The following is a 23983-nucleotide window of genomic DNA, read 5'->3' on the forward strand; positions in this document are numbered from 1 at the left end:
CCTGGCATGGCGGAGCGTTCGGTCGCACCGACTGCGCCCGTACTCGTCCTGGAGACCGAGTCGGGCTCGACCGTGATGACCCCGGGCCGCGACTACTCCGTCGGCCGCGATCCGCTCAGCGACATCGTCATCGACGACTCCCGCGTCTCCTGGCACCACGCGGTCCTCCGCCCCGAGGCCGGCCGCTGGATCATCGCCGACGCCGACAGCACGAACGGCACCTACACCGACGGCCACCCCGTCCAGCAGTGGGACGTCGGCCCCGGCACCGTCATCCGCTTCGGCAACCCCACCGACGGCCCGCGCGCGGTCCTGCTCGACCGCCCGGCCCCGACCCGGGAGCCCGAACGCCCCTCGGCCGTCTCCATGCCGGGACACACCGGCACCTTCCGGCAGCCCACCAACGTCCGGCCACTGCCCACCCGCACCGTGCGCATCGGCCGTGCCGCCGGCAACGACCTGGTCATCGACGACCTCGTCGTCTCCCGCCACCACGCCGAGCTGCGCGCCCTGGCCGACGGCACATACGAGATCGCCGACCTCGGCAGCCACAACGGCACCTACCTCAACGGCCGCCCGGTCACCGCAGCCCCGATCGGCCCCGGCGACATCGTCGGCATCGGCCACTCCGCGTTCTGCCTGGTCGGGGACCAGCTCCAGGAGTACGTCGACACCGGCGAGATCTCCCTGGAGGTGCAGGACCTCGCCGTCACCGTCGACCACGGCCGCAAGACCCTCCTGGACCACGTGTCCTTCCCCGTGGGGGAGAAATGCCTGCTCGCCGTCGTCGGCCCGAGCGGCGCCGGCAAGTCCACCCTGCTGAACGCCCTCACCGGACAGCGCCCCGCCGACCACGGCACCGTGCTCTACGACGGCCGTGACCTCTACCGCGACTACGCCGAACTGCGCCAGCGCATCGGCCTGGTCCCGCAGGACGACATCCTGCACGCCCAACTCACCGTCCGCAGCGCCCTGTCGTATGCCGCCGAACTGCGCTTCCCCCAGGACACCGCCAAGGCCGAACGTCGGGCCCGGGTCGACGAGGTCATCCAGGAGCTGGGCCTTCAGCAGCGGGCCGGGCAGCACGTGCACAGCCTGTCCGGCGGGCAGCGCAAACGCGTCAGCGTCGCCCTGGAACTCCTGACCAAACCCTCGCTGCTGTTCCTCGACGAGCCGACCTCCGGGCTCGACCCCGGCATGGACCGCTCGGTGATGCACATGCTGCGCGGCCTGGCCGACGACGGCCGCACCGTCATCGTCGTCACCCACAGCGTGCTCAGCCTCGACGTCTGCGACCGTCTCCTCGTGCTGGCGCCCGGCGGTCGTATCGCCTACTACGGGCCGCCCGACGAGGCCCTGCCCTTCTTCGGCTTCGCGCACTGGCCGGAGGCCTTCGAGGCCTTCGAGCGCGACCAGGAACGCGACTGGGCCGGCGACTACCGCGCCTCGCTCTACCACCAGCAGTACATCGCCGACGCGACCGCGCAGCCGCGCCGGTCCGGCTCCGGCCCGGTCGCGGTCGGCCGCCCGCCCCGCCCCCGCGGCCGGGGTGCCCAGCTGCGCACACTGGTGCGCCGGTACGCCGCCGCGCTGAGCGCCGACCGCACCTTCCTGATCATCATGATCGCCCTGCCCTTCGTCATGGGCGCGATGGCCCGCGCCCTCGCGGGCGGCGAGCTGACCCGGGACTCGGCGATGAACGCGCTGCTGATCCTGTGTGTCGGCGGCGTCCTGACGGGCTCGGCGAACGCCGTGCGCGAGATCGTCAAGGAGCGCGTCATCTACCAACGGGAGCGGGCCGTCGGCCTGTCCAGATCGGCGTATCTGCTGTCCAAGGTGATCGTCCTCGGCACGATCACCGTGGCCCAGGCCGTCGTGCTCACCCTGGTCGCCCTGCTCGGCGTCGATCTCGACGCTCCCGGCGGCGACGGCGTGCTGCTGCCGCCGCTCGTCGAAATCGCCGTCGCCGTGGCTCTGCTGGCCTTCACCGCGATGATGCTCGGCCTGGTCGTCTCCGCGCTGGTGCGCAAGGAGGAGGTGACCATGCCGCTGCTGGTGCTGCTCGCCATCGTCCAGGTCGTCTTCTGCGGAGCCCTGCTCAAACTGCACGGCGTCCCCGGCCTCGAACAGGTGGCCTGGCTGGTTCCCTCGCGGTGGGCGCTCGGCGCGATGGCCGGCACCGTCGGGCTGGTCCGGATCGTGCCGGGCGACCTGACCGAGGATCCGCTGTTCGAGCACTCGGTCGGGGTGTGGCTGCTCAACGTGGCCATGCTGGTCGTGCTCTGCCTGGTCTTCGGGTTCCTCGTCTCGCGGCTGCTGCGTCGGGGCGAACCCGCCGTGATGCGGAAGTAGGCCCGGACGATGACTTCCCCCGGCTTCCGGCCCACCCACGTCGTCCCCGGGCATGGCATGCCCGCCTGGGAGGCTCCCGACCCCGCCCGGCCCACCGTGCCCCTCGACCCGCTGCTGCCGGTTCAACTGGTCGAACGGCGTGGCGACTGGGGGCACATCCTGTGCGCCAACGGCTGGTCGGCCTGGGTCGACGGCCGCTTCCTGGTCGCCGTACCCGAGGACCCGCCCACCACCGCCTCCGGCCCGCTCGCCCGCACCGCCGACCCGCGTCCCCTGCTGGCCCGCGCCGAGCGGGCACTCGCCGGCTACCGCTCCGCGGTCGAGGACCTCGCGGCCGGCGGCCTGGACGGCGAGGCGTTCCGCGCCCGTACGCAGGGGCTGCGGATCGGGGTCGTCGTCGACGGGGAGTCGGTGTGGCTGTACGACGCCGAGCACGGGCGGTGGGTGTACGCCGACGGCACCCGGCTGAGTACCTATGCGACGGACGAGGGGCCGCGCGCCGAGGACGAGCCCGACCACACCTCGACCCAGGTCGTGACACCCGATGGCCCGTGACACCGGCCTGTTCTCGGGCCGGCCCTCCGAACTCGTCGGCCGGCAGGTCGCGGGCTACCGGATCGAGCGCGAGATCGGCCGCGGCGGCATGGCCGTCGTCTACCGCGCCCGGGACCTGCGCCTGGACCGCACCGTCGCCCTGAAGCTCCTCGCCCCCGAACTCGCCCGCAACGACACCTTCCGGCGCCGCTTCACCCACGAGTCCCGGGCGGCCGCCGCGATCGACCACCCGCACATCGTGCCGGTCTTCGAGGCCGGCGAGACGGACGGCGTCCTGTACATCGCGATGCGCTACGTGGCCGGCCGGGACCTGCGTCATCTCCTCGACCGGCAGGGCCCGTTGGCGCCGGGAACCGTGCTGCGCATCGCGGCGCAGGTCGCCTCCGCGCTCGACGCGGCGCACGAACACGGGCTGGTGCACCGGGACGTCAAGCCCGGCAACATCCTCGTCGCGCGCGGCACCGACAGCGACCACCCCGAGCACGTCTACCTCACCGACTTCGGCCTGACGAAGAAGTCCCTGTCCCTGACCGGCTTCACCACCGTCGGCCAGTTCGTCGGCACCCTCGACTACGTGGCTCCCGAGCAGATCTCCGGCAAGCCGGTCGACGCGCGCTGCGACGTCTACGGGCTCGCCTGTGTGCTCTACGAGTGCCTGGCCGGCCATCCGCCGTTCCGCCGCGAGGAGGACATGGCCCTGCTGTGGGCCCACCAGTACGACGAGCCCCCACCCCTGACCGACGCCCGCCCGGACCTCGCCGCACCCGTCGACGCCGTCTTCGACAAGGCCCTCGCCAAGAGCCCCGACCAGCGCCAGGACTCCTGCCTCGGCTTCGTCACCGAACTGCGGGCTGCCGTGGCGGGCGGCACGGGGCAGGGTCACGCGCCGACGGAGGTCGACCTGAAGGTCGCGGCACTGCGGGAAGAGTCCGCGCGTCAGGAACCGGGCACACCGGGGCGCTCCGCGAGGAACGCGCCGAAGCCGCCGCCGCGCTGGGCGGAGCCTGTGTTCCGGCGGTGAGGGGTGTTCCGTACGCTCCCGTGAACGGCCCCCCGCTCAGCGACCCACCGACCCCGCCGGCACCTCACCCCGGTGCCGGACCCGTCGCGCCGCCAGCCCGCCCAGGAACCCGGTGACCAGCCCCCACAACAGCGCGAGTCCCAGGGCCGACCACGTCTCGGGGTCGAAGAACAGTTCGCCGCCCAGGTCTCCGCCGAGGTCGCCGATGCCCAGGACCGACAGGCCGTAGTGCGCGGAGATCCGGCCGAGCAGGCAGATCATCAGCACCGTGAGCGCCAGGGCGACCGCCATGTGCACGGCGTGCTGCCAGGCCCGGATCCGAGCCGGTGATCGCCTCGCCATCACGAACGCGGCGGCCAGCAGCAGTACCGCGTCCACGACGACCAGCCACCACACCCGCCCGTCGTGCTCGGCGAGCGTGCCCAGATTCAGCTCGGTGACCTCCTTGCCGCGCAGGACCTCATCGAGCACATGCGGCATGGGCAGCCCGAACGGGCCGTCCACCCGGCCGTTCCAGGTCGCGCCGAGACCGATCGTCAGGGCCGGCCACACCAGGTTCGGCAGCCCGAGGAGGATCACCGCGAACGTCTCGGCCGTATGCCCGCGCGTCGCCGCGACGACCAGCCCGATGACGACACCCAGGACGACGTACGCCAGCAACAGCGCCACCATGGCGTAGGCGGCCGGACGGACCGACTCCTGGAAGCGCAGCAGCCGGCCCGGCAGCGGGGCCCCGCGCGAGACCAGCAGGGCCAGCACGAACACGCCGGCCAGCCACAGCAGGCCGAAGAGCACGGTCCCGGGGACGTCCGTGGTGAAGCCGACCTCGGGGGAGATGCCGAACAGGTCGCCGAGGTCGCCCAGCTCTTCCTGTCCGAGGTCGCCGAGCGACAGGCGGAACGTCTGCCGGGCGGAGAAGGCCAGCGCCAGCAGGGCGGCCAGCCACAGTACGGCGATCCTCCCGGCCCACCCCGCCAGCTCCGCGGCGCCGGCGACCGCCCGGTGCCGCAGCGGCCACAGGAAGCCGGCGGCCAGCACCAGGGCTCCCGTGAGCGTGACGGACAGCGGGATCACGGTCAGCCCGGCATCGGACTCGGCCAGCCCTCCCACGCTCCCCGAGAGCTCGACCGTGCCGCCGACGGCCGTGACCACCGTCGCCGCCACGACCCGGGGGAACGCGCCGTCCGGGAGGTCCGCCGCCCCGGCCGCCCACAGTCCCAGCGCGGAGACCACCCCCATGGCGACCACCCCGGCCAGCACCACCACGACCGCCTGCACCCAGCCATGGGCGGCCACGGCCGAAGGGGAAGGGGGCTGCGCGCTCACCCTGCCCACGCTAGGCAGCCCCCCGGTGCCGCGCCTGCCGGGAGGTCCGTCCGCGTCGGCTTGCGGGTGGTGCCGGATCGGAACAGAGAATGGGAGCGTTGCGAAAAGCCGCAGATACCAGCAAAAGCGGCAGATCCGCTTCGGGAAGAAGGCTTCGTGAGCGTCGAACCTCCGTCGTCCGGCGGCCCCACAGGACCGCCCTCGGGCCCCCTGTCGGGCCCCTCCCAACCGCCCTCCGGCCCGCCCTCGCAGCCCCCGCCCAGCGGTGGCGGCGCGCAACCGCCCGGCCCGGAACCCCGCCGCCCCTGGTGGCGGTCGGCACCCCGGATCGCGGTGCTGGCCGCCGTCGTGGTGGCCGCGGTGGTCCTGGCGGTCGTTCTCTCACGCGGCGACGGCGACGGCGGCACCGGCGCGGGCGGAGAGGTCTTCCTCCAGGCCGCGGACAAGACCGGTCCCGACCCGTTCACCGACTCCACCGCCGAGGACAGCTCCGCCGCGCCCGCCACACCGTCCGCGGCCACCGAGTCGGCACCCGCCAACGCGGTACGCGGGGTCGACGGCGGCGCGCCCGGCCTGTACGGCGGCAGTCGTGACGTATCGGCCTGCGACGTGGAGAAGCAGGTCGACCACCTCCGGTCGGCCCCGGAGAAGAACCGGGCCTTCGCCTCGGTCGCCCGCGTCGGGGCGTCCGACGTCCCCTCCTACCTCCGCTCGCTCACCCCGGTCCAACTGCGCCTGGACACCCGCGTCACCAACCACGGCTACGTCGACGGCGCCGCGACCAGCTACCAGGCCGTCCTCCAGGCCGGCACCGCGGTCCTCGTGGACGACCGGGGGGTGCCCCGGGTGCGCTGCGCCTGCGGCAACCCGCTGACCCCGCCGGTCGCCCTGAAGGGCACACCGAAGCTGACGGGTGACTCCTGGCCGTCGTACCGCGCCTCGGACGTCGTGGTGGTGGTGCCCTCGAAGACGGTCATCAACGTCTTCGTCATCTTCGACGACGAGGGCGACGGCTGGATCGCCCGCGCGCGCGGCGACGACGGCGACAAGGACCGGCCGACCGACCGGCCGAAGCCGCCGTCCCCCTCGGCGCGCGAGTCGACCCCGACGCCGCCGAGCACCCCGACGACTCCGGAGGAATCCACCCAGACCACGCCCGCGGAACCCACGACCACCGAACCCGAGCCGTCCGGGACGACCGCCCCGCCACCCCCGGACGAGGACCCCGCCACCACATCGGAGTCGGCGCCCAGCGAGCCCGCGCCGCAGTCACCGGATCTGTGACGTACAGCGCCACCTGCACTTGGACTGCAAGTCCCGGCTCTGGGTAACAGGACTGGTGCAGCAGCATCCGGCCAGTGCCGGCTTCCGAGAGAGAAACGCATGATCGAGCACGTGGACGGGGCAGTGATTCCTACTGGTTTCGACGTGCCCGTGGAACCGCTGAGGCGGGCAGCGCACTACAGCGGTGAACCGGGATGCATCGCCGAGGCGCGGTCCTTCGCCGCGCTGTTCCTGGGCCGGCTCAGGACCGAGTGGTGCGCCACGATCGGCGAACCCGCCGAGGACAAGGTGCTCCTGGTGGTCAGCGAACTGGTCACCAACGCCGACCGGCACAGCAACGGCCCGTACATCCTGGACCTGGAGGGCACGGACGACGCGGTGACGGTCTGCGTGTACGACAGCAGCTCCGCCCTGCCCCGCCGCTACCCCAAGGACCCGGAGCGGGTCGGCCGGCACGGCCTAGAGATCGTGCACGCGCTCGCGGCCGAGGTGGCCGTGGAGCGGGTACCGGTCGGCAAGCGGGTCCGGGCCGTGATGTGGCTGGGCGACGAATGACCCACGGGCCTGCCCGAGGACAGCGGCCCGCGCGCGGTGCTCGGTGGTCGAGGCGCCGCGCTCCAGTGGATTTCCCCCAGGGCGGAACGCCGACCCCTTCCCCTCGCGCCGCGCGCTCCTAGGCTGGGGACGTGAGCGAACAAGCGCCGAACGAAGCCCGCGTCATCCCCCTGCGCCCACCGGCCGCCCGCCCGCCGGCCACGCGCCCCGGGAGGACCAGCCCCCCGTCCGAACGCCCCACGACCGCCGCACCCGTCACACCGCCCGGAGCCCCGCGGACGCCGCAAGCCGCGCCCAAGGAACCCCTCTGGCGCGACCTGGTCGGCGACGTCCTGCGCCGTGAACGCCTCGCCCAGGAGCGGACGCTGAAGGACGTGGCCGACGCGGCCCGGATCTCCATGCCGTACCTCTCGGAGGTGGAGCGCGGCCGCAAGGAGGCCTCCTCGGAGGTGCTCGCGGCCGCCGCCCACGCCCTGGGGCTCGGCCTCGGTGACCTGCTGTCGCTGGCGCAGGGCGAGATCGTCCGGGTCACCGCCCGCCGGGTGCCGGGCGGCAGCCGCGGCCGGGCGGGTTCTTCGTACGACGGGATGTGCCTGGCGGCGTGAGTCCGCGCCGGCGCCTCAGACCCGCACGAGGCGCCGGCTCACCACCTCGTCGGCCAGCCCGTACGCCACCGCCTCCGGCGCGGTGAACACCTTGTCGCGGTCCATGTCCGCGCGCAGCGTCGCGATGTCGTGATCGGTGTGCCGGGCCAGCACCTCCTCGACCTGCGAGCGGATCCGGGCCATCTCCTGGGCCTGGAGGGCGAGATCGGAGATGCTGCCCCGGCTGCCGCCCGAGGCGGGCTGACCGAGCAGCACCCGCGCGTGCTCCAGCACGAACCGTCGCCCCGGATCGCCCCCGGCCAGCAGCACGGCGGCCGTCGAGGCCGCCTGGCCCACGCAGAACGTCGAGATCGGCGCCTGCACGTACGTCATGGTGTCGTAGATCGCCATGAGCGAAGTGAACGAGCCGCCGGGGGAGTTGATGTAGATCGCGATCTCGTTCTCCGGCGCCGAGGACTCCAGATGGAGGAGCTGGGCGATGACGACGTTGGCGACGCCGTCGTCGATCTCGGTGCCCAGGAAGATGATCCGCTCCGACAGCAGCCGGCTGAACACATCGGAGGAGCGCTCGCCGTGCGTGGTCCGCTCGACGACGTACGGAATCGTGTAGTTCCCCATGTCACAGCCCCATCCGTCGCTTCGAGGCGGCCGGGCGCACGTCCGCGAGGGACTGGACGACCTCGTCCACCATGCCGTACTCCCTGGCCTCCTCGGCCGTGAACCAGCGGTCACGGTCACCGTCCCGCGAGATGGTCTCCGCGGTCTGGCCGGTGTTCTCGGCGAGGAGCCGCTCCATGGTCCGCTTGCTGTGCTCCAGGTTCTCCGCTTGGATCTCGATGTCGGCGGCGGTGCCACCGATGCCCGCGGACCCCTGGTGCATCATGATCCGCGCGTTCGGCAGGGCGTACCGCTTGCCGGGCGCGCCGCCGCAGAGCAGGAACTGGCCCATGCTGGCCGCGAAACCCATGGCGAGCGTCGAGACGTCGTTCGGGATGAGCCGCATCGTGTCGTAGATCGCGAGACCCGCGTACACGGACCCGCCCGGGCTGTTGATGTACAGGCTGATGTCGGTGCGTGGATCCTCTGCCGACAGCAGGAGCAGCTGGGCGCAGATCCGGTTCGCGGACGCCTCGGTGACCTCGGTCCCGAGGAACACGATCCGCTGGCCCAGCAGTTGGGCGGCGAGATGGTCGTCGAACCGGGTCGGCGGGGCGTCGCCCTCCTCGGCCCGGGGCTGGAGCGTCGAGAGTGGAGTCATCGGGTCTCCTCGTGGTGATGGATGCCGGTGACTCCACTGTTGACCTCGCGGGACCCCGAAGGCGCATCTCTCTGCCCGTGGCAGATCAGCTGACGGCAGAGGCCTCCCGCAGCTGGCGGAAGAACGCCCGCACATCGTCGACCAGGAGATCCGGCTCCTCCATCGCCGCGAAGTGCCCGCCGCGGTCGAGCTCCGTCCAGCGGACGATGTTCTCCGTCCGCTCCGCCTTGTGCCGCAGCGGGATCTGCGGGTCGCCGGGGAAGGACGCCACCGCGGTCGGGGCGGTGGAGGGTTCGTGGGGCGCGGCGACCCGGTCTCCCTCGGCGTGGGCGCGCTCGTAGTAGACCCGGGCGGACGAACCGGCCGTGCCCGTCAACCAGTACAGCATCACGTTCGTGAGCATCCGATCCCGGTCGACGGCCTCCTCGGGCAGGTGCTCGGAGTCCGTCCACTCCTGGAACTTCTCCACGATCCAGGCGAGTTGGCCGACCGGCGAGTCCGTGAGCGCGTACGACAGGGTCTGCGGGCGGGTGGACTGCACGTGGAAGTAGCCCGTGCTGTCGCGGAGCCACCGAGCCCACCGGCGCCAGGAGGCGAGCACCCGTTCGGCCTCCTCGGCGCTCAGCGCCTTCAGCTCCTCCGGAGTCGGCTCGGTGGCCGCCTGAGCCCCGGGCAGCAGATTGAGGTGGATGCCGATCACCCGGTCAGGGTGGACGCGGCCCAGCTCGCGTGAGATGCCCGCGCCCCAGTCGCCGCCCTGGGCACCGAACCGCTCGTAGCCGAGGCGCGTCATCAGCTCGGCCCACGCGTCCGCGATCCGGCGTGCCTCCCAGCCGGTCTCCCGGGTCGGCCCGGAGAACCCGAAGCCCGGAATGCTCGGCAGTACCACGTGGAAGGCGTCCGCCGGGTCGCCACCGTGCGCGGCAGGGTCCGTCAGGGGACCGACGACGTCCAGGAATTCGACTATGGACCCCGGCCAGCCGTGCGTGATGATCAGGGGCGTGGCGTCGGGCTCGGGGGAGCGGATGTGCGCGAAGTGCACGCGCGCGCCGTCGATCTCGGTTGTGAACTGCGGCCACTCGTTCAGCCGGGCCTCCGCCGCTCGCCAGTCGTACGTGTGCCGCCAGTGGTTCACCAGCTCGCGAAGGTAGTCCGACGGTACGCCGTACGCCCATCCCACCCCCGGCAGCTCGTCGGGCCACCGGGTCCGGTCGAGACGGTCGTGCAGGTCGTCGAGGTCGCTCTGGGGGATGTCGATGTGGAAGGGGTGGAGGCCGTGGCCGGCGGGCGAGGAGGTCATGACCGCGATGCTAGTTCCGAACGGTGTAGCGGCCACCTGGATTAGTGGGCCCTGCGACCGATGAGTTCCGGGGCGAGGATCGGTCGACACGGATGACAGCGGATCCACGCTCCCGGAGGTAGTCATGGCAAGCGACGGTTTCACCACGTGTCTGTGGTTCGACGGCCAGGCCGAGGAGGCCGCCCACTTCTATGTCTCGGTCTTCAAGAACTCCAGCGTCGGCAAGGTCGCGCGCTATCCCGAAGGGGCGATGCAGCCCGCCGGCAGCGTGATGACCGTCGAGTTCACGGCCAACGGCCAGAAGTTCCTCGGGCTGAACGGCGGGCCCCAGTTCAAGTTCACCGAGGCGACCTCCTTCATGATCTTCTGCGAGAACCAGGAGGAGATCGACCACTACTGGAACAAGCTCACCGAGAACGGCGGCGAGCCCGGCCCGTGCGGCTGGCTCAGGGACAGGTACGGCGTGTCCTGGCAGGTCGTCCCGGACCGGCTCGACGAGATGGTCACCGACCCGGACCCCGAGAAGGCCGCCCGTGTGACCAAGGCGTTCATGGCGATGCACAAGTTCGACATCGCCGCCCTGGAGAAGGCGTACGCGGGCGAGTGAGCCCCACGCCTCACGCGTTGCCGCGGATCGCCCGGGTGATCTCCAGGGCGATCCGCCGGATGCCGGGGGAGCGGACCGGACACGGCTTGGGCGTGGAGGTCGTGGGCGCCAGACAGAAGTGCAGATAGTCGTCGTCGCGGTGCAGAGCGGTGCGGTCGCGTCCCGGCTGGGTGCAGTACTCGCCGTGCGCGCGCTCGTACGCCGTGCACGGCAGGTACTGGACCCAGGAGTAGCGGGCCCCGGCCGCGCTCAGCGCCGCGCCCGCGTCGGCGACCAGATCACCGGAGGCGGCGGCCCCCTCCTCGTACAGGTCGTTGACCCGTCGGACCCGGTCGGGAGTGATCGGGTCCGGCCCCTGGAGCACCCAGACGATCCGGGCGTCCCCGGCGGCGGAGATCTGGTCGGTGAGCCGCCTCATGTCCGCCGCGTACCGCTCGAAGTACCGCTTCGGGGAGGCGCCATGGGTGATCCCGTCCATGCACGGCGTGTAACCCCACGCGTTGCCCCAGAACTGGAGCACCACGAAGTCGGGGCGCACCGTGCGCACCAGGGTCGCCGCCTTGTCCGCGGCCGGGACCAGGGACCGTTTGCCCGTGCCCTCCAGGTAGTCGCACAGGGTCGTGCCCGAGTACGGCGCGCTCCGGTACGTCGCCCGCAGCTCCCGGCGCAGCTCCTGCCCGAGCACCTGCTGCGCCTCCATCGCGAGCGAGTCCCCGAGATACAGCACGGTGGGTGCCTTCGCGGGGCGGGGACTTCGCGAGGCGGGAGCCTGCTGCCGTGTGGTGACGGAGGCGCTCGGCACCTCCGTCGGCGGCTCGGCCGGCGGACCCGACACCGGATCCCCGCATCCGCCGAGCAGCACGGCGGACAGCAGTACTCCCACGATCCACGCTCTGCGCATACGGCGACTCCCGCCCCGGACACCGAAAACGGCTCCCCAGGCAAGCACGGCCGGGCGCGAGGCGGAAGACACGCGTCGGCCACGGAACACCCGTGGCCGACGCGCGCCCGATCACCGTCAGACGCGGTCCGCCGCGATCATCAGGTACTGGAAGCTGCCGTTGCGGTAGGCGTCGATGAACGTGTCCTCGATGCCGGTCACCAGGTGGTCGGCCTCGCGCCGCAACTCCCAGTAGGGGAGCGCCGCTTCCGTCAGATCCTGCACCTGGACCGGGACCAGCCGGTTGCGGGCCATCGCGCGGAAGTACTCCGAACGCGGATGGATGTCGCAGATGTAGTGGGCGTTGATCAGGGACACCTCGCGAGAGGCACGCCCGTACGTGTCGTTGTAGCAGCCCGTGATCACCACATAGCGGCCGCCTCGGCGCAGCAGCCGGGCGTGCTCGGCGAACAGCAGGTCCAGCTCGACGTACATGGTGGACTCGTTGTTCCAGGAGGCCGCGTACGCCCCGGACGCCAGACCGGTGTCCAGCATGTTCCGGTGGTGGTAGCGCACCCGGTCGTCGATACCCCGCTTGCGGGCCTGCGCGTTGGCGAATTCCGCCTGCTTCTCGGAGATGGTGACCCCGTCGGCATGGCAGCCGTACCGCAGATGCGCCACCACACTGCCGCCGCCGCGCCCGCAGCCGGCGTCGAAGACCCGGTCGGCGGGGGACAGGGGGCCCAGACGGCCGGCGAGGAGTTCGGCCTGGGCGTGCTCCAGCCGGTGAAGTTCGGCGGTGACGCGCTCCCGGCGCAGCTCGGGGTCGGGCTCGTCGAGCACCGAGCGGTCGGCGTCCCCGATGCCGTAGTGGTGGTGGTACAGGTCGTCGAGCTTGCCGAGCTCGAGGTTGACCGGGTTCTCCTCGGCGTTCCAGTAGTCCGCCACGCGGGTCTGGTACGTGGACTGGGTCGGCACCGACTTCGCCTTGGTGCGGGCTTCGGGGGCGATGGTCAACGGTGACTCCTCGCGTTGGTGCGTGTGACGTTCTGTCATTCGATCGCGCTCTACCAGTAGTTGGGCAGGTGGTAGCGGTGGCTGTTGGTGGCGTGCCACTCGTGGTTGCCGGCCACCCAGTCGTCCAGGCCGCGGGCGTAGCGCTCGACGAGCGGTGAGCCGGCCGAGAGCAGCACCGACTCCTCCTCGAACGCCTCCATGATCCGGTTGTGGATCTCGACGGCCTTCAGATAGGCGGCCTTCAGGCCGCAGCGCTCGTTGGCGGCGATGACCTGCGGCAGATTGAGGTGGGTGGGGTCGGAGGCCAGTTCCTTGGTGAACGAGTACAGGTCGTTGACGATCGTGGTGGCGTTGCAGGCCAGTGCCGTGATGCGCTGGATCTCGGGGCGGGCGTACAGCGCCTCGGGCAGTTCGTAGCCGTCGACGGCGTCGACGATCGACAGACACGGACGGAAGTTGTTGAACTGCCGCATCACCAGGTACTCCCACACATGCGGGACGTACCGCGTCTCGCTCCAGGCCGCCTCGGCGAGATAGCCCATGTGCAGCCGGGCGAGATCGTGCACGAGACGGTCGGTCTGACTGGGCGTGGCGACACCGGAGTAGTCCTTGAGCGCCCAGTGGTACGAGCGCAGCGGGCCGTCCCCCTGTATCCCGTGCGCCCACTGCTCCTGGAACTCGGCGGGGCCGTGGTACGGGTCCAGCGCCGACTGGGCCATGATCAGCCGCCCGCCGAGGCCGCTGCGCGAGGCTCCCCTGCCCTCGTCCTCCTCGCAGTAGCAGGAGTCGACGATGTTCTCGGCGAGCAGCAGCTTCCCGGCCACGGTCAGCCGTTCCAGGTCGGCCGCCGCCGGATGCTGGAGCACGACCGCCCGGCCGAACTGGAACCCCGAGAAGTCCCCCGACCAGGCCGGTGGGAACAGGTCGAGGCCGCCGGCCCACTCCTCCAGCCTGCGGTCGACCTCCGCGGCCTTCTCCGGGTCGGCCGGGGCGACCTGCCGGTACTTGAGCCCGGGGATCGCTCCGCCGCGCCGGGTCCGGAGGGTCCGGGCGAGGTTCGGTGGTCCGGGCAGGGACGGCGAGGAGGCCGTCGTACTCATCGGGTGCTCCAAGCGGTCACTCGGCCGTCCGGCCGATCTGGGCGTTCTCCAGGACCCCGACCGCGTCGGGGACCAGGATCGCCATCGAGTAGTAGGCGGTGACGAGGTAGCGGATGATCGAGTTGGCGTCGATGCCCATGAACCGCACGTTCAGACCGGGCTGGTGCTCCTCGGGGATGCCGGTCTGGTACAGCCCGATCGCCCCCTGGTCGCCCTCGCCGGTGCGCAGCGCGATGATGCTGCTGGTGTGCTGCGGGCTGATCGGGATCTTGTTGCACGGGAAGATCGGGACCCCGCGCCAGGCGGGAATCTCGTGCCCGTCGACATTCGCGGTGCCGGGCACCAGGCCGCGCCGGTTGCACTGCCGGAAGAAGGCCGCGATGGCCTTCGGATGGGCGATGAACAGCTTGGTCTTGCGGCGCATGGACAGCAGTTCGTCCATGTCGTCCGGGGTCGGCGGCCCGGTGAAGGTGCTGATCCGCTGCCCGTAGTCGGCGCTGTGCAGCAGCCCGAACTCCCGGTTGTTGACCAGCTCCCACTCCTGGCGTTCGCGGATCTCCTCGATGGTCAGCCGCAGTTGCTGCTCGGTCTGGTTCATCGGGTTGTTGAAGAGGTCGGCGACCCGGGTGTGCACCCGCAGCACGGTCTGGGTCAGGGACAACTCGTACTCGCGCGGGGCGAGTTCGTAGTCGACGTAGCCGCCGGTGATGGTCGGCTCACCGATGTGGCCCGCCTGCACGGGGACGTCGGCCTCGCCCTTGCGGTTCATGGGCAGCGCCTGCCGTTCGGCGTACGCCTCCAGGTGCGCCGCGAGCGAGGGCGACCGCTCGGTGATCTCCTGGACCACGGTCCACGGGAGCACCAGCAGCACACCGGCGGTCTCGGCCCGGATGGAGCTCAGCCACAGCGGGTCGGGCTGACCGATGGCCTCGTCGCCGATCTGGTCGCCGTCGGTGACGACGCCGAGGATCTCCTCCTCGCCGTACTTGCCCTCGGTGAACCGGGTGAACCGGCCGTGCGCGACGAGGTAGGCCTCCGTGATCGGCTGGCCGGCCGCGACCAGCACCTGCCCGGCGCGGACCTCGCGCACCCGGAAACGGCCGGCGACCTCCCTGAGCACCTCGATGTCGGAGTAGCCGCGCAGCACCGGCAGTTCGGTGAGCGTCTGGGGGATGACCTTGATGTCGTCGGCGCCGTTCTGGTCGAACTGCACCCGGCCCCGGCCCACGCGCAGTTGCAGTCGCCGGTTGACGCGGTAGGTACCGCCCTTGACGTCCACCCAGGGCAGCATCTTCAGCAGCCATCGCGAGGAGATGGCCTGCATCTGGGGTTCGGACTTGGTGGTGGTGGCGAGCTGTCGTGCCGCCTGGGTGCTGAGACTGGTGAGCGGGGCGTCGGGGGCAAAGTCGTCGGGGGCGGAGTCGGTGGCACTCTCGGGTACGGACACTTATCCCTCCCTGGAGGGTGATCAGAGGTGTGAGCGGAGTGGTCGTTGACGACGGCAGCCTCTGGGCGCGATGACGGCGGTCTGGTGGCACGGGTGGGTCGTACGCGCCGCAGAGACAAGCCAAACAGCGCCGGTGGTGGGCCCGGTACGGCGCGAAGGGGGCGGTTTCACCACCTGGGTGGCGCAAACCCTCCCTGGAAGCTGAGGGCGCACGGCCGTGCCGTCTCACGCCGGTCGCGATCATCCCGACGGGCGGGCGCACGGGAGCGCGAGCCGTGCTCCGCCCGTGCCGTCGGGCGCCGGGGGGCGGCTCAGGACAGGTCGTTCACCAGCACGGCAGCCCCGTCGAACCGCCCCGCCTTGAGATCCCGCAGCGCCTCGTCCGCCCGCGACATCGGATAGGTGTGCGTCGTGGCGCGCACCCGGTGCTCGGCGGCGAGCGCCAGGAACTCACGCCCGTCCGCGCGCGTGTTGGAGGTGACGCTGCGCAGCTGCTTCTCGTAGAACAGCTCGCGCTCGTACGTCAGCGCCGGGATGTCGCTCAGATGGATCCCGGCGATCGCCAGCGTCCCGCCCCGGTCCAGGGCGCGCAGCGCGACCGGCACCAGCTCACCGGCCGGCGCGAAAAGGATCGCGCTGTCCAGCGGCTCCGGCGGAGCGTCGTACGCGTCGCGCGCCGATGCGGCACCCAGGTCGAGCGCCAGCTTCCGCGCGGCCGCCCCGCGGGTGAGCACGTGCACGGTGGCGCCCTCGGCCAGCGCCACCTGGGCGCACAGATGAGCGCTGCCCCCGAAGCCGTACAGCCCCAGCCGCCCGCCCGCGGGGAGCGCCGCCCGCCGCAGCGCGCGATGGCCGATGATCCCGGCGCACAGCAGCGGCGCGAGCGTCACGTCGTCGAGGACACCCGGCAGCCGGTAGGCGAACGCGGCCGGGACGGTCGTGTACTCGGCGTATCCGCCGTCGGCGTCCCAGCCGGTGTACGACGAGGCCGGGCAGAGGTTCTCCGCGCCCCGCTCGCAGTAGCCGCACACCCCGTCGGTCCGCCGCAGCCACGCCACCCCGACCCGCTCCCCGACGTCGAAGCCCTCCACCGCCGGCCCGGCACCGGCGACCACCCCGACCACCTCGTGCCCCGGTGTCACGCCCGCCCGGTGGACCGGCAGATCACCCTCGGCGACATGCAGATCCGTACGGCACACCCCGCACGCCCGCACCCGCACCAGCAGTTCGTCGTCCCCGGGCACCGGCACCGGCTTCTCGACCAGCCGCAGCGGTCCCGACTCGACCGGCCCGGGCTCGACCACCGACCACGCGCGCATCGTCCCGTCCGCCATGCCGAGCCCCGTCCGTCGACCGGTCGCCGTCCCACCCAGTCTGGAACGTAACCGGACATTCGGCGCGCGACCCGTCGTCCCGGTGACTAGCGTAAGAATCCGGACAACCCAGCGATCCGGGAGAGGGCCGCAGCCATGGCCGCAACACCTGAGGGAACCCCCATCTGGGCCGACGCGATGTTCACCGACATCGAGGGGGCCAAGACCTTCTACGCCGACGTCCTGGGCTGGACGTTCGGCGAGGAGTCGACGGAGTACGGCAACTACACCCAGGCCTATGCGAACGGCAAGGCCGCCGCCGCGGTCGTCCCGCCCATGCCGGGCCAGGAGGGCCAGTCGCAGTGGTGCCTGTACTTCGCCTCCTCCGACGCCGCCGCCACCGCCGCCAGCATCCGGGAGAACGGTGGCGAGATCCTGATGGAGCCGATGGCGGTCGGCGAGTTCGGCAGCATGTGCCTGGCCCGCGACCCCGGCGGTGTGGTCTTCGGTGTGTGGCAGAGCGGCACGCACCAGGGCTTCGAGACGACGATGGACCAGCCCGGCGCCTTCGCCTGGTCGGAGATCTTCACCCGCGAACCGAACACGTCCGACACCTTCTTCCCCGCCGTCTTCGGCTTCGGACAGCAGCAGATGGAAGACGACACCATGGACTTCCGCCTCTACACGCTGGGCGAGGGGAACGTGGTCCTGGGCCGGATGCTGATGACCGAGGACTTCCCGTACGACATCCCGCCGTGGATCAACGTCTACTTCAACGTCCCGGACTGCGACGACGCGGTCGCCAAGGCCACCAAGCTCGGCGGCGTGCTCCGCTTCGGACCCATGACCAGTCCGTTCGGCCGGTTCGCCGCGCTGAGCGACCCACAGGGCGCCAACTTCTCGGTGATCGACACCACCACCACCGAGGGCGAGATGCCCAAGCTCAGCGACGTCAGCTGACCGACTCCGCGACCTGGCACCCGGCACGTCCATGGCATGATCGGACCCATGCGTGAACGTGTTGTGGCCGCGTGCGACGGGGCTTCGAAGGGAAACCCCGGGCCGGCGGGCTGGGCCTGGGTCGTCGCCGACGAGACGGAGACCCCGGCCCGCTGGGAGGCGGGCCCGCTCGGCCGGGCCACCAACAACGTCGCGGAGCTCACCGCCCTCGAGCGCCTGCTCACCTCGACCGACCCGGGCGTACCGCTGGAGATCCGGATGGACTCGCAGTACGCCATGAAGGCCGTCACCACCTGGCTGCCGGGCTGGAAGCGCAACGGCTGGAAGACGTCCGCCGGCAAGCCGGTGGCCAACCAGGACCTGGTCGTGCGCATCGACGAGCTGCTCGACGGTCGCGCGGTCGAGTTCCGCTACGTCCCCGCCCACCAGGTCGACGGCGACCCGCTGAACGACTTCGCCGACCGCGCAGCCAGTCAGGCGGCCATCGTGCAGGAGTCCGCGGGCAGCGAACTCGGCTCGCCCGAGCCGCCGCCCTCCCCGGACACCCCGCAGGCCAAGGTGCCGCGCCGCCGGTCCCCGGCGTCCGCGTCCCGGAAGAACGGCAGCTCCTCGCGCACCATCAAGGCCAAGTTCCCCGGCCGCTGCCTCTGCGGTCGCGGCTACGCGGCCGGCGAGTCCATCGCCAAGAACGCCCAGGGCTGGGGCCACCCGGAGTGCCGTACGGCCGACGCCTGATCAGGCCGCGTCGAAGGTGTAGTGCGCGGTGTGGTCCAGCAGATCCGCCGGCCGCACGTCGTTCCACGGCTTCATCGTGTCGTTGAGGTCGATCACGTTCGGTGTCCCGGCGGCCGGTACGTACGCGGAGCCGGGGTGCCGCTGCTGCCAGTCCGCCCAGAGCTTGTCGATGTAGGCGTGGTGCATCCAGAACACCGGGTCGTTCGGCGACACACCGGTCGCCATCTGCCCGCCGACCCAGACATGAACGCGGTTGTGCAGATTGACGCCGCGCCAGCCTTCGAGGTGGTTGCGGAAGCCGTCCGACCCGCTGTTCCAGGGCGCCATGTCATAGGTCGGCATCGCCAGCACCGACTCCACCTCGGCCCGGGTCGGCAGCTCCTGCACGGCGGTGCCGAGCGAGCGGCGCAGGAAGGTACGGCCGTCGACGCGCACGTTGATCGGCCAGTTGCCGGCCGACGCCGCGAACGGCCCGTCCATCACCTGTCCGTCGCGGCTGCGCCCGGTGCCGCCGAGGAAGTCGGGCGCCCACAGCGAGGACCGTATCGAGCGGTCGGTGCTCCAGTCCCAGTACGGCAGCGCGACCGACGCGTCCACCTCCTGCAACGCTCTCTCGAAGTCGAGCAGGAATCTGCGGTGCCAGGGCAGGAACGACGGTGAACGGTGGCCGGTGCGCTCGCCGTTGTCGGTGTCACCGACGATGAAGGCGTTGTGCGTGGTGACGAAGGTGTCGTAACGGCCGCTGCGCTTCAACTCCAACAGAGCGGCGACGAATCGGCGCTTCTCGTCGGCGGTCAGGGCGGCCTGGTTCTTGCGGACGGTCATGGTCGGACGTGCTCCAAAGTGCTGGTACGGCTGATCAGTTGGCGGGGAAGGGCAGCAGGGCCGCGCCCTGGAGCTCGTCCACGGCCGCGCGGGCGACGGCGCGCGGGTCGGGCACCGGTTCGTAGTGGCTGACGACGCTGATCCAGCTGCCGTCGGCGTTGCGCATCACATGCAGCTCGACCCCGTCGACGAAGACGGCGTAGCCGCCGCCGTGATGCTCGTGTCCGCCGCCCGAGGCGGGCCGGCCCTGTATCCGGCGGCCCTTGTAGACCTCGTCGAAGGACGACGGGCCGTGATGGTCGTGCCCGGTGCCGGAGAGGGTGGCGGCGATGGCCGGCTGGACTCCGGCCGCGGTGGCGAGGGCTGCCGCGGCGGTGAGCGCGCGGCGTCGAGTGAGTTCCGGCATACGGACCTCCTGGGTCTCTTCGGTGGTTTGTTCGGTTGCTGGCTCCGTATGCCTACCGGGCCCGCCGAGAGCGGGCGAAATCGATCCGGAGTGGTTGGCCGCGATCCGGACAAGTAGCCACATGTCATGCAGAGTTGAACAAAGACGATCTTGCTCGGTTGGTGTCCCCTTATCGCCGGAACAGGGAGTTCCTTCTCCCGGAGGCGGCTTTTCCGGTGATCCTTCGCGGGCGGGCGCGTCACCAGTGGTGTGTCTCACCCGGCGAAACTGGCGCGATCACGAACACCACGTAGGGGCGGCCGCGCCCTGCTAATCTGCGGATCCGAAATAACCTGGATCGGGTAATTCATAGGGGTTTGCGTGAAGGTCGTCTGCGTCGGCGGCGGGCCCGCCGGTCTGTATCTGTCGATCCTGCTCAAGCTGCGGGACCCGTCCCACGACATCACCGTCCACGAACGCGATCCCGAGGGGTCCACCTACGGCTGGGGCGTCACGTACTGGCGCGCACTGCTCGACAGACTGCACGAGCACGACCCCGAGTCGGCGCGCGCCGTCGAGTCCGGCTCGGTCCGCTGGAGCGAAGGCGTCGCGCACGTACGAGAACTGACGACCCGCCAGGCGGGCGACGAGGGCCACGGCATCGGCCGCCACCGGCTGCTGGAGATCCTCGCCGAACGGGCCCGCTCACTGGGCGTCCGCCTGGCGTTCGAGCACGGCGTCACACCGGACGACCTGCCCGCCGCCGACCTGGTCGTGGCGGCCGACGGCGTGCACAGCGCCCTGCGCACCCGGCACGCCGACCACTTCGGCACCCGGATCGACACCGGCCGCAACCGCTACATCTGGCTCGGTACCAGCAAGGTCTTCGACGCCTTCACCTTCGCCTTCGTCGAGACCGACCACGGCTGGATCTGGTGCTACGGCTATGGCTACGGCCCCGAGTCGAGCACCTGCGTCGTCGAATGCGCCCCCGAGACCTGGACCGGTCTCGGCCTCGACACCGCGAACGAGGCCGACGGACTCGCCCTGCTGGAGAAGCTCTTCGCCGGTGTCCTGGACGGCCACCCCCTCCTCGGCCACTCCTCCGCCGGCGGCGGCGCCCAGTGGCGGAACTTCCGCACCCTCACCAACCGCACCTGGCACCACGGCAACCTGGTCCTGATCGGCGACGCCGCGCACACCACCCACTACTCCATCGGCGCCGGCACGACGCTCGCCCTGGAGGACGCCATCGCGCTGGCCGGCGCCCTGCACGAGGAACCCGCCCTCCCGCGGGCCCTCGCCCGCTACGAACACGAGCGCAGACGGGCCCTGTTGTCCGTCCAGAGCGCGGCCCGCCACAGCGCCCGCTGGTACGAGAACCTGCCCCGCTACATCCAGCTGCCCCCGCAACAGATGTTCGCCCTGCTCGGCCAGCGCCACTCGCCGCTGCTGCCCCACGTACCGCCCCAGCTGTACTACCGCGTCGACCGGGCCGCCACGCGCTCGCAGACGCTGCTCCGGGTCAAGCGCTGGCTCGGACCGAGGGTTGCGCGCGCCGTGCACGCCAGGACGTCCGGCGAGTGAGCGGACCTCACTCGAACAACCGGTCCAGAAAGGTGTTGCCGAACACCCGGTGCGGGTCGAGCCGCTCCAGCGTCGCGTCGGCCTGCCCCCACATGTCGTGCCCGAAGCCGCCGGGCACGACATGCCCCAGCACCTCGCCGTCCGCCCAGGCGGCGTCCTTCGTGTAGGCCCAGCCCTTCGACCACTCGACCCTCGTCATGGCGTACTCACCGTCGAACGTACGCAGCAGGAACCGCTCGATCTGGCAGAGGAACTCCTCCGCGTACGGGGTCCCGGGCAGCGTCAGGATGTTCAGCCACACGGCGGTGTCCCACTCGGGGCGGTCCTCGCGCGGCCGGAGCGCCGACAGCAGCGGCGCCCGCGACCCCGCCACCCCGACGTCACCCGGCTCGTCGAGGCCCGTCACCCGGATCTCGACCGACCCGTTGACCGGGAACCGGCCCCGGTCGGCGTAGGCCGTGAGCCGCTCCCGGTAGAAGGCGGCGAACTCCGCGACGACGCGCTGCACCTGGTCCCGGCCGGTGAGCACCGCGTATCCGTTGGTGGCGATCCGCAACGTCGTCGGCCGCAGATAGAGCAGCGTGTTCTTGGACGGCCCCCAGATGTCCGCCGACAGCGTCGCCAGCAGCCCCAGTGCCGCCGCGTCGTACTGCGCGTTGCCGAGCACCGGCGCCAGATACCAGGCCCCGTCCGCCACGATGCGCCCGACGAGGTCCGCCACCAGCGGCGGGACGTTGTCGGAGAACGGGTAGTTGTACGGCGTCGTCACCCGCCGCGAGGTCAGGGGACGGGTGGGGGAGACGCTCCACACCTTCAGCCACGGGTGCTTGGTGAAGGCGAACCAGATCGCCTCCACGCGTCCCGCCCGGTCCAGGAAACTCGCCAAGGTCCGGCCGTCACCGCCGGGCGCGGCGAACAGCTCGCCGGCCGGGATGTCCGTACGGCTGACGCACCGCAGGCTGGTGTCGGCGCCCACGCGCAGCACGACCTCGGTGACGAAGGACCGGCCGAGATGGGTGAGCAGCGCGGCGCAGTCCGCCTCGTCACGGCCATAGGTGCGCAGCACATACGCGCCGCTGCCCTCGTCCCAGACGACGGCCGTCAGCGACAGCACGAGATTGCTCAGTGAGCCGTACGTGTGACCGGGCAGCCGCTCCTCGCCCCGTGCGGGAACTGCGGTGCCGTGCGCGTCGATGGCCAGGGCGCCGCCCAGGGTCAGGTTGCCGGGCGCCGGCGAGGCCGTGACCCCGAGGCCGTGTTCCTCGAGGTGGGTGAGCAGGGCCTCCAGGGTGACGCCCGCTCCGGCGCGTACGGCAGTCGGCGACTCCAGGGACACGCCGGTGAGATGAGCGGTCGTGTCGACGAGCAGGACCGGTGCGTCCGACGGTGTGCCCGGTGTGATCGTCAGCGGCGACCAGCCGTGCGAGGCACCCCGGGCGCGCACTCTCCAGCCGTGCCGCCAGGCCCAGTTGACGACCGCGACGACCTGGTCCGGGCCGGCCGGAGCACACGCCCACAGGCCGTCGGCGGTGATCTCGCCCACCCAGTTGCGGTAGGCCGAGCGGTACAGCGCGACGGCCGGCGGGAAGTCCGGCAACTCCTGCGCGGCCACGGCCGGGTCCGCCGGGAGAAGCGTCGGTACGGCGGCCAGGGCGGCGGTGCGGAGGAAGCCCCTGCGGGTGAACCTGTCGATCACAGGCCCAAGCTAGGGACCTGCCCGACGGCAACCGCTTGCCCCCGGGGTCGATTCACCCGTGTGAGTGAAGGATTCACAGGTGGCGGTGCTCGGGGGCCCGGTCCGCACCCGCCGCCGGCGAATGACACACTGACGCCATGGACGAGCGTGCAATCGGTAGGTCGGGTCAGCGGGTGTCCGTCGTCGGTCTCGGTACATGGCAGCTGGGCGCCGACTGGGGAGACGTGGACGACAAGGAAGCCCTTTCGGTACTGGACGCCGCGGTCGAGTCGGGGGTGACCTTCTTCGACACGGCCGACGTGTACGGCGACGGGCGCAGCGAGCAGACCATCGCCGGCTTCCTGCGCGGCCGGCCCGAGCTGGACATCCTCGTGGCCACCAAGATGGGCCGTCGCGTCGACCAGCTGCCCGAGAACTACGTCCTGGACAACTTCCGCGCCTGGAACGACCGTTCGCGGCGCAACCTCGGGGTGGACCGGCTCGACCTGGTCCAGCTGCACTGCCCGCCGACGCCCGTGTACTCGACGGACGAGGTGTTCGACGCCCTGGACACCCTGGTCGAGGAGGAGCGCATCGCGGCCTACGGCGTCAGCGTGGAGACCTGCGCCGAGGCACTCACCGCCATCGCCCGGCCGGGTGTGGCCAGTGTGCAGATCATCCTCAACCCGTTCCGTATGAAGCCCCTCCTGGAGGTGCTGCCCGCGGCCCGGGAGGCGGGCGTGGGCATCATCGCCCGGGTTCCGCTGGCCTCCGGTCTGCTGTCGGGCAAGTACACCAAGGACACCGTCTTCCCCGCGAACGACCACCGCACCTACAACCGGCACGGCGAGTCCTTCGACCAGGGCGAGACCTTCTCCGGCGTCGACTACGAGTCCGGTGTGGAGGCGGCCGTCGAATTCGCCGCCCTCGCTCCCGAGGACTTCACTCCGGCCCAGCTGGCCCTGCGCTGGATCATCCAGCAGCCGGGCGTGACCACGGTGATCCCCGGTGCCCGCTCGCCCGAGCAGGCCCGCGCCAACGCGTCCGCGGCGGCGCTGCCGGAGCTGTCCGAGGACACGCTCACGGCCATCCGTGACCTCTATGACCGGCGGATCAAGGAACAGGTGGAAAGCCGCTGGTAGCGGCCGACCGCTCCGGGGGTGGCCGAAAGGTGGCTCCCGGAGCGTCGTCGTTTG

Annotated in this window: 23 protein-coding genes; 11 read left to right on the forward strand and 12 right to left on the reverse strand. The window is 71.4% G+C overall.

Annotated elements, in window-relative coordinates; translation table 11 throughout:
• The first annotated feature begins 6 nt into the window (after nucleotides 1-6).
• From ACIQWG_RS04180 to ACIQWG_RS04190, 3 genes are read left to right on the forward strand one after another with little or no spacing between them, the layout of a single operon-like run.
• Nucleotides 7-2352, forward strand: a complete 2346-nt coding sequence (locus ACIQWG_RS04180) for an FHA domain-containing protein (RefSeq protein ID WP_404089958.1) — start codon at nucleotides 7-9, stop codon at nucleotides 2350-2352.
• Between the two features lie 9 nt (nucleotides 2353-2361).
• The gene (locus ACIQWG_RS04185; protein ID WP_404089960.1) at nucleotides 2362-2907 is read left to right on the forward strand and encodes a hypothetical protein; all 546 of its coding nucleotides are present in this window, start codon (nucleotides 2362-2364) and stop codon (nucleotides 2905-2907) included.
• The gene (locus ACIQWG_RS04190) at nucleotides 2897-3928 is read left to right on the forward strand and encodes a serine/threonine-protein kinase (protein WP_404089962.1); all 1032 of its coding nucleotides are present in this window, start codon (nucleotides 2897-2899) and stop codon (nucleotides 3926-3928) included. Before ACIQWG_RS04185 ends, ACIQWG_RS04190 begins: the two co-directional genes overlap by 11 nt.
• A 36-nt stretch (nucleotides 3929-3964) precedes the next feature.
• Here ACIQWG_RS04190 and ACIQWG_RS04195 read toward each other — a convergent pair whose 3' ends face one another.
• Nucleotides 3965-5254 carry a streptophobe family protein gene (locus ACIQWG_RS04195; RefSeq protein ID WP_404089964.1) on the reverse strand — a complete coding sequence of 430 codons (1290 nt, stop codon included), beginning with the start codon at nucleotides 5252-5254 and terminating at the stop codon, nucleotides 3965-3967.
• 156 nt (nucleotides 5255-5410) lie between these two features.
• Here ACIQWG_RS04195 and ACIQWG_RS04200 point away from each other — a divergent pair, with 156 nt between their 5' ends.
• From ACIQWG_RS04200 to ACIQWG_RS04210, 3 genes are all read left to right on the forward strand, one after another.
• Nucleotides 5411-6538: a DUF6777 domain-containing protein gene (locus ACIQWG_RS04200; RefSeq protein WP_404089965.1), complete on the forward strand. Its 1128-nt coding sequence runs from the start codon at nucleotides 5411-5413 to the stop codon at nucleotides 6536-6538.
• Nucleotides 6539-6637: 99 nt separating this feature from the next.
• Nucleotides 6638-7093 carry an ATP-binding protein gene (locus ACIQWG_RS04205; RefSeq protein ID WP_404089967.1) on the forward strand — a complete coding sequence of 152 codons (456 nt, stop codon included), beginning with the start codon at nucleotides 6638-6640 and terminating at the stop codon, nucleotides 7091-7093.
• Between the two features lie 131 nt (nucleotides 7094-7224).
• Nucleotides 7225-7698, forward strand: coding sequence for a helix-turn-helix domain-containing protein (locus tag ACIQWG_RS04210; protein WP_404089969.1), 474 nt, complete (start codon nucleotides 7225-7227; stop codon nucleotides 7696-7698).
• A 15-nt stretch (nucleotides 7699-7713) separates the two neighbouring features.
• Here the strand turns inward: ACIQWG_RS04210 and ACIQWG_RS04215 are convergent, their stop codons facing one another.
• From ACIQWG_RS04215 to ACIQWG_RS04225, 3 genes are all read right to left on the reverse strand, one after another.
• Nucleotides 7714-8316, reverse strand: a complete 603-nt coding sequence (locus ACIQWG_RS04215; protein WP_404089971.1) for a ClpP family protease — start codon at nucleotides 8314-8316, stop codon at nucleotides 7714-7716.
• 1 nt (nucleotide 8317) lies between these two features.
• Complete coding sequence (locus tag ACIQWG_RS04220) at nucleotides 8318-8956, reverse strand: ClpP family protease (protein WP_404089973.1); 639 nt, start codon at nucleotides 8954-8956, stop codon at nucleotides 8318-8320.
• Between the two features lie 85 nt (nucleotides 8957-9041).
• Entirely contained in the window at nucleotides 9042-10256 is a 1215-nt protein-coding gene (locus ACIQWG_RS04225) for an epoxide hydrolase family protein (RefSeq protein ID WP_404089975.1), read from the reverse strand.
• 124 nt (nucleotides 10257-10380) lie between these two features.
• Here ACIQWG_RS04225 and ACIQWG_RS04230 point away from each other — a divergent pair, with 124 nt between their 5' ends.
• Complete coding sequence (locus tag ACIQWG_RS04230) at nucleotides 10381-10863, forward strand: VOC family protein (RefSeq protein ID WP_404089977.1); 483 nt, start codon at nucleotides 10381-10383, stop codon at nucleotides 10861-10863.
• Nucleotides 10864-10873: 10 nt separating this feature from the next.
• Here ACIQWG_RS04230 and ACIQWG_RS04235 read toward each other — a convergent pair whose 3' ends face one another.
• From ACIQWG_RS04235 to ACIQWG_RS04255, 5 genes are all read right to left on the reverse strand, one after another.
• Nucleotides 10874-11764, reverse strand: coding sequence for an SGNH/GDSL hydrolase family protein (locus tag ACIQWG_RS04235; protein WP_404089979.1), 891 nt, complete (start codon nucleotides 11762-11764; stop codon nucleotides 10874-10876).
• A gap of 117 nt (nucleotides 11765-11881) precedes the next feature.
• Nucleotides 11882-12760: a geranyl diphosphate 2-C-methyltransferase gene (locus tag ACIQWG_RS04240; protein ID WP_404089981.1), complete on the reverse strand. Its 879-nt coding sequence runs from the start codon at nucleotides 12758-12760 to the stop codon at nucleotides 11882-11884.
• A gap of 50 nt (nucleotides 12761-12810) precedes the next feature.
• Nucleotides 12811-13860: a family 2 encapsulin nanocompartment cargo protein terpene cyclase gene (locus tag ACIQWG_RS04245; protein WP_404089983.1), complete on the reverse strand. Its 1050-nt coding sequence runs from the start codon at nucleotides 13858-13860 to the stop codon at nucleotides 12811-12813.
• Between the two features lie 16 nt (nucleotides 13861-13876).
• Nucleotides 13877-15307 carry a family 2B encapsulin nanocompartment shell protein gene (locus ACIQWG_RS04250; RefSeq protein WP_404089985.1) on the reverse strand — a complete coding sequence of 477 codons (1431 nt, stop codon included), beginning with the start codon at nucleotides 15305-15307 and terminating at the stop codon, nucleotides 13877-13879.
• Nucleotides 15308-15618: 311 nt separating this feature from the next.
• Nucleotides 15619-16626: a zinc-binding alcohol dehydrogenase family protein gene (locus tag ACIQWG_RS04255; protein ID WP_404090796.1), complete on the reverse strand. Its 1008-nt coding sequence runs from the start codon at nucleotides 16624-16626 to the stop codon at nucleotides 15619-15621.
• 150 nt (nucleotides 16627-16776) lie between these two features.
• On the opposite strand from ACIQWG_RS04255, the gene ACIQWG_RS04260 reads away from it, so the two are divergent.
• Together ACIQWG_RS04260 and ACIQWG_RS04265 are read left to right on the forward strand one after the other, a co-directional pair.
• Nucleotides 16777-17580 (forward strand): VOC family protein, encoded by an 804-nt coding sequence (locus ACIQWG_RS04260; protein WP_404089987.1) that lies wholly within the window; start codon nucleotides 16777-16779, stop codon nucleotides 17578-17580.
• Nucleotides 17581-17616: 36 nt separating this feature from the next.
• The gene (locus tag ACIQWG_RS04265) at nucleotides 17617-18315 is read left to right on the forward strand and encodes a ribonuclease H (RefSeq protein ID WP_404089989.1); all 699 of its coding nucleotides are present in this window, start codon (nucleotides 17617-17619) and stop codon (nucleotides 18313-18315) included.
• Here ACIQWG_RS04265 and ACIQWG_RS04270 read toward each other — a convergent pair whose 3' ends face one another.
• Nucleotides 18316-19140 (reverse strand): tyrosinase family protein, encoded by an 825-nt coding sequence (locus ACIQWG_RS04270; RefSeq protein WP_404089991.1) that lies wholly within the window; start codon nucleotides 19138-19140, stop codon nucleotides 18316-18318.
• Nucleotides 19141-19174: 34 nt separating this feature from the next.
• Nucleotides 19175-19546: a tyrosinase cofactor gene (locus ACIQWG_RS04275; protein WP_404089993.1), complete on the reverse strand. Its 372-nt coding sequence runs from the start codon at nucleotides 19544-19546 to the stop codon at nucleotides 19175-19177.
• A gap of 360 nt (nucleotides 19547-19906) precedes the next feature.
• On the opposite strand from ACIQWG_RS04275, the gene ACIQWG_RS04280 reads away from it, so the two are divergent.
• Complete coding sequence (locus ACIQWG_RS04280) at nucleotides 19907-21112, forward strand: FAD-dependent monooxygenase (protein ID WP_404089995.1); 1206 nt, start codon at nucleotides 19907-19909, stop codon at nucleotides 21110-21112.
• A 7-nt stretch (nucleotides 21113-21119) separates the two neighbouring features.
• On the opposite strand, the gene ACIQWG_RS04285 is transcribed toward ACIQWG_RS04280, so the two are convergent.
• Complete coding sequence (locus ACIQWG_RS04285) at nucleotides 21120-22808, reverse strand: cholesterol oxidase substrate-binding domain-containing protein (RefSeq protein ID WP_404089997.1); 1689 nt, start codon at nucleotides 22806-22808, stop codon at nucleotides 21120-21122.
• 137 nt (nucleotides 22809-22945) lie between these two features.
• Between ACIQWG_RS04285 and ACIQWG_RS04290 the strand changes: the two genes are divergently transcribed.
• On the forward strand, nucleotides 22946-23929 hold the full coding sequence (locus tag ACIQWG_RS04290) for an aldo/keto reductase (RefSeq protein WP_404089998.1): 984 nt from the start codon (nucleotides 22946-22948) through the stop codon (nucleotides 23927-23929).
• The last annotated feature ends 54 nt before the right edge of the window (nucleotides 23930-23983 follow it).

Origin of the sequence: Streptomyces sp. NPDC098781, from assembly GCF_044759995.1 — a bacterium.
Taxonomy (GTDB): domain Bacteria; phylum Actinomycetota; class Actinomycetes; order Streptomycetales; family Streptomycetaceae; genus Streptomyces.